Here is a 13,350-nt window from a genome sequence, read left to right as displayed (position 1 = left end):
CGAGCCCCCTCCCGCCCCTGTCAATATTTGATGTTGAGCGTGGCGATCGCGGTGCGGCCCGGTGCCTGGCTGGCATAGTGGGATGCGAACGCCTTGTCGTAATAGCGCTTGTTCGCGACGTTCAGCACGTTGACCTGGAACTGGATCGCATCGGTCAGATTGATCGCGGCATTGGCGTCGAAACGCCAATAGCTGGGCGCGAAGCGGGCCAGTTGCTTGGTGATGACCACCGCATCGTTGGCGATGGTCCGGCTGTCGGCATAGCCGCCATAGACCTTGCCCATGTAGATCGCGCCACCGCCCACGGAAAGGGCTGGCGTCACCTTGTAGGTAGTGAACAGCGTGCCGCTGTGGCGGGGGGTGTTGGGGAACCAGCGACCGGTCGCCGCGGCAGGCGCGAAGCGGGTGACGCCCCCGACGGTGGTGGCGGTGAAACCGCCGTCCACAACCTTGGAGTCCATGAAGGTATAGCCGCCAAAGATGCTCCAGTCGGGCGTGATATTGCCGTTGAAGCTGAATTCGATCCCCTCGATCCGGCGCTCGCCGATGAAATCGACCACGCCGAAGGCATCGGTCACGCGCGCGTTCTTCGTTTCGGTGCGGAACGCCGCCAGCGTCAGGGCGAGGCTGTCGCCCAGCAGGTTCCACTTGGTCCCGACTTCGTAGGAGCGCGTCTTTTCGACCTTGAGCGCGTCGGTCAGCGCCTGCGACGTGACGTTGAGCGCATTGCTTTCGGTGCCGTTGGCGATGAAGGAGCCGGGGGGCGTCGCGGCGGTCGCGGTCGAGATGTAGAGGCTGCCGTTCTCCGCCGGCTTGAAGACCAGACCGACATTATAGGTCCAAAGGTCGTCGTTGCGGCGGAAGGTGGGGCGGCCGCCGGTCGTAACGGTTGCGGCAAGGCCCGGCGTCACGCGGGTTTCGTAGCGGTCGTAGCGCCCGCCGATGTTGAGCAGCAGCGCATCGCTGAAGTGGATCGTGTCGAAGAAGGACGCGGCCTTGGTCGAGGTGGCCGACCGGGTCCAGGTCTTGCCCGCGCTGCGGACGATGGGCGACACGGTGTTCGAAGCATCGCTGGCGTAGCTGACCCAGGGATCGTAGGGGTTGGGGTTCACGAGGCTGGTGCAGTTGAAGCGCGCCGTCGACGCCGGGCCGCAACGTCCGCCCACTGCGCTCGACCCCGTCTGCACCGCCGTGCCGGTCGCCGCGTTCGAGACATAATTGCCGTTGTGCGCGACTTCCTGGCTGAATTCGACGCTGGCGGCGAAGCTGTTGCGCACCCCGCCGATCTCGAAATCGCCCGACAGGTCGGTCTGGTTCAGCAGGCCCCAGGTCTTGCTGTAGCGGCTGTTGGCGCGCCGCCAGACAAGGCCGTTCAGGACATTGCCCTGGCTGTCGTCGGGCTGGGTCCAGAGATAGCCCTGGCTGCTGCTGCCGTAACGGGTGGTATTGCGCAGCTTTACTCCGCCGAAATCATGTTCGAAGCGGGCGGTCAAATTGTTGACGTTCGTCTTGCGGAAGTCGCGGTCGGCAAGGCCGTAATAGGCACCGCGCGGCACGGAGAAGGACTGTCCCGCCGGATTGGTGAAGCGGCGCGCGGGACCGGTTTCGGTGACGCCTGCAGGCGCGTTGGATATGGTGTAGAGGTAGGGAATGCCGCTGTCGGGCAGTTCGTCCGTTTCAAGATGATAATAGCTAACGGTCAGGCTGGTCGGGCCGGTGAGGCCGAGCTTGATCGACGGCGCGACGCCCCAGCGCTTCTGAAAAAGCGCGTCGCGGCCCGCAACGTCCTGATCGTGCCACATGGCGGCCAGGCGGACGCCCACGAAATCGTTGATCGGCTGGTTGATGTCGAGGGTCGCGCGCTTGTAGTCGGCGTTGCCCGCCGCCGCGCTCGCGGCGATGAAGCGGTCGGCGGTCGGCACCTTGCTGACCAGGTTGATCGAGCCGCCGGCATTGCCCCGGCCGCCCATGCTGCTGTCCGATCCCTTGACGACTTCGATCTGTTCGATGGCGAAGATCTCGCGGCTTTGCGCGCCCACGTCGCGCACGCCGTCGAGATAGGTGCTGGCCTGGCTGTCGAAGCCGCGAATGAACGGACGGTCGCCCAGCGGATTGCCGCCTTCGCCCGCGCCCAGAGTGATGCCCGGCACCGTACGCAGCGCTTCGACGAGCGAGGCGGACGCCGTATCGCGGATCAGTTGCGAGGGAATGATGCTGATGCTTTTGGGCGTGTCGAGCAGGGGGGCGGTATATTTGGGGGAGGAGGGGGCGTCGACCTTGTAGCCTTCCTCGTCGATGGCGGTATCGGTGACGGTCATCGAGCCGAGGCGCGGACCCTGCGACGCGGTGCCCTGATCCTGCGCGCTCGCGAAGGCTGGGGCGGAGAGGAGGCCAACGCAGCTCAGCGCGAGGAAAGTGGGCGCGAGCCTGGGCGCACGATCGGACTTCGGATTCATTTGCTTTTTTGCTCCCTGACGATTGTCGGCAGCGCTAATGCGAATGATTCCTATTTAAATCAAACTATAATTGCGACGCGTTATCAACGCCTCGCATATTTCTGGTTTCCGTGGCCTAAACGACACAGGGGGCGGCCAGTTCGGTCGACGCCGCCCCTGCTCCCGTCAGGCCGCCTCGGCCTGTTCTGCCGCAGCGGGCAGGCGGATCAGATAGTCGAAGGCCGACAGTGCGGCCGTCGATCCCGCGCCCATCGCGATCACGATCTGTTTGTAGGGCACGGTGGTGCAGTCGCCTGCAGCGAAGATACCAGGTTGGCTGGTTTCGCCCCGCGCGTCGATCTCGATCTCGCCGCGAGGGGAGAGGGCGATCGCGTCCTTCAGCCATTCGGTGTTGGGGACAAGGCCGATCTGGACGAAAATGCCCTCCAGCTCGACATCATGTTCGGTGCCGTGGTTGCGATCCTTGTAGCTGAGCCCCGTGACCTTTTCCCCGTCCCCGCTCACCTTGGTGGTGAGAGCCGAGGTGACGATCCTGACATTGGGCAGGCTGGCGAGCTTACGCTGGAGCACCGCGTCGGCGCGCAACTGGCTGTCATATTCGATCAGCGTCACATGAGCGACGATCCCGGCAAGGTCGATCGCCGCTTCGACGCCGCTGTTGCCGCCGCCGATAACCGCCACGCGCTTGCCCTTGAAGAGGGGGCCGTCGCAATGCGGGCAATAGGCCACGCCCTTGTTCTTATACTGGTCTTCGCCCGGAACACCCATCTGCCGCCAGCGCGCGCCGGTCGAAAGGATGAGCGTGCGCCCCTTGAGCGACGCGCCGTTTTCCAGCACGACCTCATGATAGCCGCCTTCGGTCCTTGCGGGGATGAGCTTCGCGGCGCGTTGCAGGTTCATGATCTCGACATCATAGTCGCGGACATGCTGCTCCAGCGCGGAGGCGAGCTTGGGGCCTTCGGTGCGGCTGACCGAAATGAAATTCTCGATATCCATCGTGTCGAGCACCTGGCCGCCGAAGCGTTCGGCAGCGACGCCGGTGCGGATGCCCTTGCGCGCCGCGTAGATCGCGGCGGCAGCGCCGGCGGGGCCGCCGCCGATCACCAGCACTTCGAACGGATCCTGCGCCTTGATCTTGTCAGCCGCGCGGGCTTCGGCGCCGCTGTCGATTTTGGCGACGATCTGTTCCAGTTCCATGCGGCCCGACGCGAACGGCTCCCCATTCAGATAGACGGTCGGTACGGCCATGATCTTGCGCGCGTCCACCTCTTCCTTGAAGAGCGCGCCGTCGATGGCGACGTGGCTGATGCGGGGATTGAGCACGCTCATGAGGTTCAGCGCCTGCACCACGTCGGGGCAATTCTGGCACGACAGAGAAAAATAGGTTTCGAAGGCATAGTCGCCCTCGATGTCCCTGATCTGCTGGATCAGGTCCTGCGCCGCCTTCGACGGGTGGCCGCCGACCTGGAGCAGCGCCAGCACGAGCGAGGTGAATTCATGGCCCATCGGCAGGCCCGCGAAAGTCACGCCGATGTCGGTGCCGACGCGGCGGATCATGAAGCTGGGCACGCGGTCGGCGTTGCCGGCGGTGACGCTCACCTTGTCCGACAATTCTGCGATTTCGTCCAGAAGATCGCGCATCTCGCGCGACTTTGCGCCATCGTCCAGCGACGCCACCAGCTCAATGGGCTGCGTGATGTTCGCCATATAGGTCTTGAGCTGACCCTTGAGGTTTGCGTCCAACATATCCGTAGCTCCGTTGATGGCGCCCGTACGCCGGGCGCGGTACTGCGATTGCCAACCGGTGCGACCCGAAGACTGGCCAATGCGCGATAGGAATGGGGAAGGCTATCCGCCGGGCGCGGCCCGGCGGATAGGATCGGGTATCTTAGATTTTGCCGACGAGGTCGAGCGAGGGGGCGAGGGTTTCTGCGCCCTCTTCCCACTTGGCCGGGCAGACTTCGCCCGGGTGGCTGACCCAATATTGCAGCGCCTTGATCTTGCGCAGCAGTTCGGCGGCATTGCGGCCAACGCCCTCGGGCGTGATTTCGACCAGCTGGATATTGCCTTCCGGATCGAGCACGAAGGTGCCGCGGTCGGCAAGGCCCACGCCCGGACGCAGGACGCCGAACTGGTTCGAGATGTCGTGGTTCTGGTCGCCGACCATGAAATAGTTGATCTTGCCGATGGCAGGCGAGGTGTCGTGCCATGCCTTGTGGCAGAAATGCGTGTCGGTCGACACCGAATAGACTTCCACGCCCATGTTCTGGAGCGTCGGGTAGATGTCGGCGAGGTCTTCCAGCTCGGTCGGGCAGACGAAAGTGAAGTCAGCCGGGTAGAAGAAGAATACAGCCCATTTGCCCTTCACGTCGGCGTCGGTGATGTCGACGAACTTGCCTTCCTTGAAAGCGGTGGCCTTGAAGGGCTGAAGGGGGGAGTTGATGAGAGCCATGGGCGGTCCAGTTCCTTTTGTGGAGTTGCTGTTGCGATGCACCATGTAGGGGGGCGGCAGGCGGGATGGAAATTGGTTTTCTCATATCCGGCAATCGAAAGAAGCGATCACAGCCCGCCCCGGTGATCGACCATTTCGCCTCAAGCGAGCATGGTAGAGAGTGTTCGCCTGTGACGAGACCCGGCCTTCAGTCCGCGATCGGTGGCCGCCCGCGCCTGCGCGGTGCCGGATCGCCGACCGAGACACCGCGCCGCTCCAACGCTTCGCGCAGCAGCATTTCGATCTGCGCGTTGACGCTGCGCAATTCCGCTGCGGCGCACCGTTCCAGCGCGCTGTGCAGGGCGGGGTCAAGGCGGAGGGCGAACGCCTTGCGCGGGAGGGGATCGGCGGGCGGCATGGGCGCGATTACTGATACAGCGTGCCTGCGTTCACGACCGGCTGCGCGTCCCGTTCGCCGCACAGGACGACCATGAGATTGCTGACCATGGCGGCGCGGCGTTCGTCGTCCAGTTCGACGACATTCTTGGCCGAAAGCTGCGTCAGCGCCAGTTCGACCATGGTGACGGCCCCTTCGACCAGCCGGGTGCGCGCGGCAATCACCGCTTCGGCCTGCTGGCGGCGGAGCATCGCCTGCGCGATTTCCGGCGCATAGGCGAGGTGGGTGAGGCGGCATTCGTCGATGCTCACCCCGGCAATGGCCACGCGATCCTGCAATTCCGCCTGCATTTCGTCCGCGACATGCGCGCCGTCGCCGCGCAGGGTCTTTTCCTCATGCTCGAAATCGTCATAGGGATAGCGTGACCCGATGGCGCGGACGGCGCTTTCGATCTGGATTTCGACGAAGGCCTTGTAATCGTCGACGTCGAACAGGGCCTGCGCCGTGTCGGTGACGCGCCAGACGACATTGGCGGCGATCTCCACCGGATTGCCGCGCTTATCGTTGATCTTGAGCTTTTCGGAGGTGACGTTGTGCGCCCGGACGCTGACTTTCTGGCGGGTGAGCCAGGGAAGCACCCAACGCAGCCCGGCTCGCCTGTCGGTACCCTTGTAATCGCCGAAGAGGAGGATGGCGGCAGCCTGGTTAGGCTGGATCAGATAGAAGCCGGGGACGGTAAAAACGAACAGCGATGTAGACAGCAGGACGAGCGTTGCGCCAGTGCCGCCCGCTTGCCCGACCAACAGCCCGAGGCCCGCCAGCGCGCCCAGAATGCAGAGCAGCAGGACAAGCAGCATGACATAGCCGCTCGCCGTCGACACGGGCCTTTCGCGGGTGGCCTGGAGCAGGGACATGATCCGATATCCTCAAAAAAATTACGATATCAAATTAATATCGTTTTTGCGGGCCGCAGGCAAGCCACTGTTCCGCGCGTGGCGCTTTGTCCGGGCGCATTGCGGGGTTAGGCCGCAGGAAGAGGAGAATTGCCATGACGCCCGATCTCGCCATTTCCATCGCGGACGTGCACGACGCCGCCCGCCGGATCGCCAGTGTCGCGGTGCGCACGCCGCTTCTGGAGAGCGCGGCTCTCAACGACCGGTGCGGGCGGCGCGTACTGCTGAAATTCGAGGGCGCGCAGCGGACGGGGTCGTTCAAGTTTCGGGGCGCCTACAACCGGCTCGTGCGGCTGGACGTCGAGCAGCGGCGCGCGGGCGTCGTCGCCTGGTCTTCGGGCAATCATGCGCAGGGCGTGGCAGCGGCGGCGCAACTGCTCGACATGCCCGCCATCATCGTGATGCCGGCGGATGCGCCCGCGATCAAGCTGGCCAATACGCGCGCGATGGGTGCCCATGTCGTGACCTATGACCGGCATCGCGAAAGCCGGGAGGCGATTGCGACGGCGCTGGCGCAGGAGCGCGGCGCGGTGCTGGTGCCATCGTTCGACGATCCTTTCGTCATCGCGGGGCAGGGGACGGCGGGGCTGGAAATCGTGGAGCAGGCGGCGAGGGTGGGCGCGGCGGTCGGTCAGGTGCTCATATGTTGCGGCGGCGGCGGCCTGAGCGCGGGGATCGCGACATCGGTGAAGGCAAGCCTGCCCGATGCGGCGATCCTGACGGTCGAGCCGCAGGGGTTCGACGATACGGCGCGTTCGCTCCGCAGCGGCGCGCGGGAGCAGGTTTCAGGCGACGCGCGCAGCATCTGCGACGCGCTGCTGTCGCCGAAGCCGGGGGCGCTGACCCTGCCGATCCTGCGGCACCTGGGGGCGAGCGGCGTTGTCGTCAGCGACGATCAGGTGCGCGAGGCGATGCGTTTTGCGTTCGGGACGCTCAAGCTGGTGGTCGAGCCGGGCGGGGCGGTGGCGCTGGCGGCGATGCTCGCGGACAGAGCGCCGCCGTGCGAGGGAGCGAGCGTGGTGGTGTTGTCGGGCAGCAATGTCGATCCGGCGGTCTATGCCGGGATCGTCGCGGGCTAGATACGTTTCGCGATGGCTCCGGCGGCCCAGCCCATGCCCACCGCCAGCGCAATGGCGGCAAGGCCGTAGAAGAAGGACCAGCGCTGCGCCGCGGTCGCCATGAACTGTTCGAAGCCCGATTTGCGCACGACGATGTCGCGCACCGCGCCGGCGACGACGCGACCGTCCTGCACCAGGAAGGTTTCGGCGGTATAGTCGCCCACGATCACGCGCGCCGACAAGGGCAGGCGGGCGCGATAGAGGACGCCATCGGTGATTTCCACCGTGCCGGGCTTTTCCACGAACAGCCCGGCGCGCGCGCGCAGGTCGACGAGGCCCGCCTGGAAACGGTCGAGTTCGGCCGTGTCGTTGAGCGAGGAGGGCGAAAGTTGCAGCTTGTCGAGGCCCAGTTCGTAGATCGCGGCGGTGCGATCGTCGACGATCTTGTAGATCGGGCGGGACGATGCCATCGCATAGAAACTGGGCGCCGAACGGAAGCGGGCGGTGTCGGCATTGACCCAGATGCCCGCCACTTTCTGTTTTTCGCGCATGACGATGGACTGCTCCGGCCCCTTGAGCACCACCACGATGTCGGCGGGCTTTTCGGGACGGCGACCGCCGGGATAGACGATCGCGCCGAACAGCAGCAGATCCGCGCCCGTGAAGCTGTACTGGATCACGACTTCGCGCTGCGACACATCCGGCACGAGCTGCGGCGCGGGGGCTGCGGCGATCAGGAGGGTTGCGGGCAGGAGGGCAAGCGCGCGGCGCATCAGTGCAGTTCGATCGTGTAGATTTCGTCGGGCCGCCAACCCAGTCCCAGCGCCATGCGGAACGCGACGAGCAACACGATTGCGGCCAGCAGGATGCGCAGATATTCCGGGCGGATCGACATCGACAGGCGCGTTCCGATCTGCGCGCCGGTCACGCTGCCCACGAGGAGCAGCATGGCAAGGACGAGGTCGACCGCCTTCGTCGTCATCGCGTGCATCATCGTCGTCGCCATGGTGACGAACAGGATCTGGAACAGCGACGTGCCGACGACCGACTGCGTCGTCATGCCGAGCAGATACAGCATCGCGGGCACGAGGATGAAGCCGCCGCCCACGCCCAGCAGCATCGTGAGGATGCCCGTCGCCATTCCCAGCAGCAGCGGCGCGAGCGGCGAGATGTAGAGCCCCGAGCCATAGAAGCGCCAGCGCATCGGCAGCGCGGCGACGAGGGGGTGATGGCGACGCTTGCGCGCGGGCGGGCGCTTGCCGGTCTTGAGGAAATAGAGCGCCTGGATCGATTCCTTGGCCATGAGGCCGCCGATGCCGCCGAGCATCAGGACGTAGAGGATGCCGATGACGGTGTCGATCTGCCCCAGTTGCTGGAGCAGGCGGAAAAGCAGGACGCCGATCCCCGCGCCCATGATGCCGCCTGCGATCAGGACGCCGCCCATGCGGAAATCGACCGTGCCGCGCGCCATGTGCGTCACGACGCCCGACACGCTGGCGCCTGTGACCTGGCTGGCGGCGGATGCGGCGGCGACGGTGGGCGGGATACCGTAGAAGATCAGCAGCGGCGTCGTCAGGAACCCGCCGCCCACGCCGAACATGCCCGACAGCAGGCCGACGACGCCGCCCAGCGCGATGATGACGAGCGCGTTCACCGACAGGTTGGCGATGGGCAGGTAAAGATCCATGCGCAGCCGGGTTAACGGCAAATGGCGACGGGATAAAGCGAAGAGGCGGCCATGCGGATCAAAAATCGGCGCCCAGGGTGAGGGCAAGGCCCGAACGGGGCCGCGCATCGCCCCCGACCCGATGCCGCCATTCGAGCGAAAGCTGCGTCGGAACGCGCGGGAGCGGCACGCGCAGCCGCGCTTCGGGACCGATGTCGAGGCTCGCGACGCCGGGCTGCGCGCCGCCGGAGACGGCAGCGCCGAGGCGCAGCTTCGTCCCCGCGACCGGTGCGGCGAGGGAAAGTTTGCCGTCGATGAATCCGTCCTTGCGACGCAGGCCGACGACGCCCGCCTGGGCATAGGCCAGCGCCTCCACGCCGGGGACGACGGGCGTCGGGCCGAAGCCGCCGACGGCCATCGCGGCGGTCGCATTGCGCGCTCCGTCGCCCAGCGCCGCGCGCCGCTCCACCGCAAGGCTGACGGGCAGCGTGCGGGTGGGCTGGAATGCAAGGCCGAGCGCCGCTTCGGGGGCGGCGGGGCGCTGGAGCGCGCTCGTCACGCGGGTGTAGGCGGCAAGGCGGCCGCGCGCCGAGGGCGTGAGGTCATAGTCGACCCGCACGCCCGCCTGCGATCCGCCGAGCCGCCCGGCGGGCACCGCGCCTTCGCCGCCGCCGCCATCGGGGCGCCACAGCATCCAGGCGCTGCCCCGCCAGCGGTCGGGCGCGGGCGCGCGGACCAGCGGGACAGGCAGCGGCGTCCAGGGCGTGGCTGCGATGCCGGTGCCGGTGCCGGGCGGAAAGCTGGCGAGGTCGTCCTCTTCCCCGGCACGATGGCGCGGGGCAAAGGCCGCCGCGAGATGGGTGAAGTCGAGCGGGTCGGCTTCGCTGCCGCCTGCGGGGGTGGGTGGAGGGGCGGTCTTCGGGCGCTTCGGTATCGGGGGCGGAGGGGGCTGCGTGGCGGCGGCGGGGGCGTTCGCCTCCAGCGCTTGCAACGGCGGTATCGCGGCGGCCGTGGCGATGAGGGCGGGCGGTGCGACCGGGCCGAACGGTGGCGTTCCGCCGGGGCTGCCCATCCGGATCGCGATCCATGCGAGCAGCACGAGGCTGAAGCAACGCAGCGGGCGACCGGGCGCGGATGTCACGGCAATGTCCCAAGATCGGGGAAGCGGTGCTGCGTCTTGTCCCAGGTCAGCGGCTGGCCCCAGAGCGAGCGGGCGTAGAGGAACAGCGCGCGCCGGGCGGCGAGGATCGCGATGTAATTGGCGACCATCGTGCGCGGGATCGCGCCCAGGCCGTAGCGCCAGCCATAGGACGCCCCCACGAACATCACCCGCACCGCCATGCGCCAGAGCATGAGGCCCAGATTGAGCCACAGCAGCGCGCGCAGGGCGGGAGAGACGGGAGGCGGAGCGATGTCCATGAAGAGGCCCGCCAGCATCAGCGCGGCCCAGACCGGCAAGGTCGCATAGGCGGCGAAGAGGATGAGCGCGGCAAGGGTCGAGCGGCGGTCGCGCACGCGCATCCACCATTCGGCAGGCCCCCCGCGCCAGCCGAGCCGATCCCATCCGGCGAGCGCGATGCCAACCATCCAGCGCGCTTTCTGGCGGACGGCGGCTTCCACCGTGTCGGGGAAATATTCGCGCGTGGCGACGAGTTGGCCGTCCGCATCGCGCATCCGCACGAACACGCCCCGTCCGCCCAGGTCGCCCAGGCGCAGCCCCGCCTCATAATCCTCCGTCAGCGACGACGGATCGAACGGGCCGCCATGCGCAGTGTCGTGCAGGCGGCCCAGCATCCGCCGGTCAAAGGCGCAGGCGACCCCGGCGGACGGGATCGACGCGCCCAACGCCTCGCGCACGGTCAGGAACTTGCCGTGGCTTTCGGCGAATTCGTCCGCATAATGATCGGCGATGGCGCGGCGCAGCCAGCTGCCGCGCCCCGGCAGCGGCAGCACCGGCAACTGGACGAGGTCGAATCGGTCGATCATGAAGTCGAACAGGCGGATTTCGTCGCGGTGGACGACATCTTCGGCGTCATGCAGCAGCACCGCCTTAAACGGCGATCCGTTCAGCGTCTCGCGCCGCAGCATCGCGCGCCACAGGGCATTGAGGCAATCGGCCTTCGTCGTCGGGCCGGGACGCGGGGTCACGCACAGTATGATGCGGTCGCTGGTTTCCGCCACCTCCGCCACCGCCTGCGCCGTTGCCGGATCGTTGGGATAGACGCCGACGAAGAGTGTGCAGGCCGCGCCATCCCATCGATGAAGCGCATGGCGCAGCATCGGGCCGATCACGTCGCTTTCCTGCCAGGCGGGGATGAATACGGCAACGGAACCCGGCGTCGGAGACGGCGGCAGGCGGTCGCTGGTCATGCGCGCATGGCGGGAATAAACGGTCGTGTCGCGCCAGAGCTTGCGGGCGAGGAACAGCAGATCGACCAGCAGATCGTCGATCCCACCGATGGCGAATCCCACCGCCGCGAAGAGCAGCAGTTCGTGATAGGCGGCGGCCAGAGCGGTCGCCACAAATTCCCCCAAAAGCCCCGTCTCCCTGCCCTCAGACGCAGGACGATGACAGCTTATTCCTCATATTCCAAGAGCTTTGCTGCAATCCCGGCACCGGGGCGTGCGCGCGGCCGATTTTAACGCTGGCGACCGGGCGCCCTTTCGGCAGGACGAAATGGGACGGGGCGGGTGAACGCGCATCGTCCTTGCTGCACGGACATGCTATACCGGGACCACGGGCTATGACGACAGACCCGATTATCGACCACACTCTTGCATGGCAACGGGAGGAGGGCGACATGGAGAAGGACGTGAACTACCTGCTGCATCGGCAGCAGATCGCAATGGCGCTGGCGCAGGCCAGCCGATCCGTGGAAGTGCGTGCCGCCTATAGCGGGCTGGCGAAGGGCTATACCGATCAGATCGTCGCCTATCGCCGCGAAAATGAAAGATTGATGGCCCGCGCCTTTTGAACGGTGCGGAACGGCATCGGCGGCGGGCGGTCCAGCGCCCGTCGCGATGGGATCGCGGCATCGTTGCGGAGGCCGGGGCGACGGTCGATTTTTGTGATCGTCGGGGTGCCTGGCGCCGCTGCATGTGTCGGCTCGATAGCCGAATCGCGGGTGCTTGCCGAGCCAGTCGATACCGGATCGTCCGACGCGACGGCGGGTTGCATCGCAAAACCGACAAACGGCCCAGTCGGCATCGCGCAGCTGGGTAAGCCCCGGTCGGAGGGTCAAGTCCGCAACCCCCAAAACGGGCCGCTTTCGGCAAGACAATTCCTTCGGAAGGTCCGCGCTTTGCAGGATTTGCGCATTGCCGAGAGCACCGGGTGGGCGGCGTCGGGCTGCGCTTTCTGAGCCGAAACCGGGCGCTGTCGGGGTGGCCACACCCTTTTCGTTTTGCAATTTTGCAAAGTGATTTTGCGAAATCTGCTGGCGCGGCTCGGCCCGCTATGCTTATCGATGCTTATCCGCTTCAAAGCACAAGGACGGGCAAGCCCCATGAATATTCACGAATATCAGGCCAAGGAACTGCTGGCGAAATACGGTGCGCCGATTGCCGCCGGCCATGCCGCCTTCACCGTCGAGGAAGCGGTCGAAGCCGCCAAGCAACTGCCCGGCCCGCTCTATGTCGTGAAGTCGCAGATCCACGCCGGTGGCCGTGGCAAGGGCAAGTTCAAGGAACTCGGCCCCGACGCCAAGGGCGGCGTGCGTCTCGCCTTCAACCTCGACGAGGTGAAGGCCCATGCGACCGACATGCTGGGCAACACGCTGGTCACTATCCAGACCGGCGATGCTGGCAAGCAGGTCAACCGCCTCTACGTCACCGACGGCGCGGACATCGCCAAGGAATTCTACCTCGCGCTGCTGGTCGACCGCGCCACCAGCCGGATCGCCTTCGTCGTGTCGACCGAAGGCGGCATGGACATCGAGGAAGTCGCGCATTCGACTCCTGAAAAGATCCACAGCTTCTCGGTCGATCCCGCTTCGGGCTTCCAGCCGCATCATGGCCGCGCCGTGGCCGCCGCGCTGGGCCTTACCGGCGACCAGGCGAAGCAGGCGGCAAAGGTCGCTTCCTCGCTCTACGCCGCGTTCCTCGACACCGACGCCGAACAGATCGAAGTCAACCCGCTGGCGCTGACCGAGCAGGGCAACCTCCTCGTCCTCGACGCCAAGGTCGGCTTCGACGGCAACGCCATGTTCCGTCACAAGGACATCGCCGAACTGCGCGACCTGACCGAAGAGGATGCGGCTGAAGTCGAAGCGTCGAAGTACGACCTCGCCTACATCAAGCTGGACGGCAACATCGGTTGCATGGTGAACGGCGCTGGCCTGGCCATGGCCACCATGGACATCATCAAGCTGAACGGCGAATTCCCCGCCA

Annotated in this window: 12 protein-coding genes; 3 read left to right on the top strand and 9 right to left on the bottom strand. The window is 66.2% G+C overall.

Annotation, left to right across the window (positions count from 1 at the left end):
• Window positions 1–20 precede the first annotated feature (20 nt).
• From DI606_RS04845 to DI606_RS04825, 5 genes are all read right to left on the bottom strand, one after another.
• Window positions 21–2,456: a TonB-dependent siderophore receptor gene (locus DI606_RS04845; protein WP_293980238.1), complete on the bottom strand. Its 2,436-nt coding sequence runs from the start codon at window positions 2,454–2,456 to the stop codon at window positions 21–23.
• 165 nt (window positions 2,457–2,621) lie between these two features.
• Window positions 2,622–4,202 carry an alkyl hydroperoxide reductase subunit F gene (gene ahpF / locus DI606_RS04840; protein WP_293980237.1) on the bottom strand — a complete coding sequence of 527 codons (1,581 nt, stop codon included), beginning with the start codon at window positions 4,200–4,202 and terminating at the stop codon, window positions 2,622–2,624.
• Window positions 4,203–4,344: 142 nt separating this feature from the next.
• On the bottom strand, window positions 4,345–4,908 hold the full coding sequence (gene ahpC / locus DI606_RS04835) for an alkyl hydroperoxide reductase subunit C (protein WP_293980236.1): 564 nt from the start codon (window positions 4,906–4,908) through the stop codon (window positions 4,345–4,347).
• A gap of 187 nt (window positions 4,909–5,095) precedes the next feature.
• Window positions 5,096–5,305 carry a toxin-antitoxin system HicB family antitoxin gene (locus tag DI606_RS04830; protein WP_293980234.1) on the bottom strand — a complete coding sequence of 70 codons (210 nt, stop codon included), beginning with the start codon at window positions 5,303–5,305 and terminating at the stop codon, window positions 5,096–5,098.
• An 8-nt stretch (window positions 5,306–5,313) separates the two neighbouring features.
• Window positions 5,314–6,198, bottom strand: a complete 885-nt coding sequence (locus tag DI606_RS04825) for an SPFH domain-containing protein (RefSeq protein WP_293980233.1) — start codon at window positions 6,196–6,198, stop codon at window positions 5,314–5,316.
• 134 nt (window positions 6,199–6,332) lie between these two features.
• Between DI606_RS04825 and DI606_RS04820 the strand changes: the two genes are divergently transcribed.
• Entirely contained in the window at window positions 6,333–7,316 is a 984-nt protein-coding gene (locus DI606_RS04820) for a threonine/serine dehydratase (protein WP_293980232.1), read from the top strand.
• Here the strand turns inward: DI606_RS04820 and DI606_RS04815 are convergent.
• From DI606_RS04815 to DI606_RS04800, 4 genes are read right to left on the bottom strand one after another with little or no spacing between them, the layout of a single operon-like run.
• Window positions 7,313–8,068 (bottom strand): TIGR02186 family protein, encoded by a 756-nt coding sequence (locus DI606_RS04815; protein ID WP_293980230.1) that lies wholly within the window; start codon window positions 8,066–8,068, stop codon window positions 7,313–7,315. The two genes, DI606_RS04820 and DI606_RS04815, sit on opposite strands and share 4 nt — an antisense overlap.
• Window positions 8,068–8,982: a sulfite exporter TauE/SafE family protein gene (locus tag DI606_RS04810; RefSeq protein ID WP_293980228.1), complete on the bottom strand. Its 915-nt coding sequence runs from the start codon at window positions 8,980–8,982 to the stop codon at window positions 8,068–8,070. The genes DI606_RS04815 and DI606_RS04810 overlap by 1 nt, the downstream gene beginning before the upstream one ends.
• Window positions 8,983–9,040: 58 nt before the next feature.
• Entirely contained in the window at window positions 9,041–10,102 is a 1,062-nt protein-coding gene (locus DI606_RS04805) for a hypothetical protein (protein WP_293980226.1), read from the bottom strand.
• Entirely contained in the window at window positions 10,099–11,496 is a 1,398-nt protein-coding gene (locus DI606_RS04800; protein WP_293980224.1) for a glycosyl transferase family protein, read from the bottom strand. The genes DI606_RS04805 and DI606_RS04800 overlap by 4 nt, the downstream gene beginning before the upstream one ends.
• A gap of 266 nt (window positions 11,497–11,762) precedes the next feature.
• Between DI606_RS04800 and DI606_RS04795 the strand changes: the two genes are divergently transcribed.
• Together DI606_RS04795 and sucC are read left to right on the top strand one after the other, a co-directional pair.
• Window positions 11,763–11,936, top strand: coding sequence for a hypothetical protein (locus tag DI606_RS04795; RefSeq protein WP_293980222.1), 174 nt, complete (start codon window positions 11,763–11,765; stop codon window positions 11,934–11,936).
• Window positions 11,937–12,467: 531 nt separating this feature from the next.
• A partial coding sequence (gene sucC, locus DI606_RS04790) for an ADP-forming succinate--CoA ligase subunit beta (RefSeq protein ID WP_293980220.1) occupies window positions 12,468–13,350 on the top strand: 883 nt, incomplete at its 3' end.

It is taken from the genome of Sphingobium sp., from assembly GCF_003248505.1.
Classification (GTDB): domain Bacteria; phylum Pseudomonadota; class Alphaproteobacteria; order Sphingomonadales; family Sphingomonadaceae; genus Sphingobium.
The sequence above is the reverse complement of the archived record's forward strand: the minus strand, read 5'-3'. Positions and strand labels throughout refer to the sequence as shown.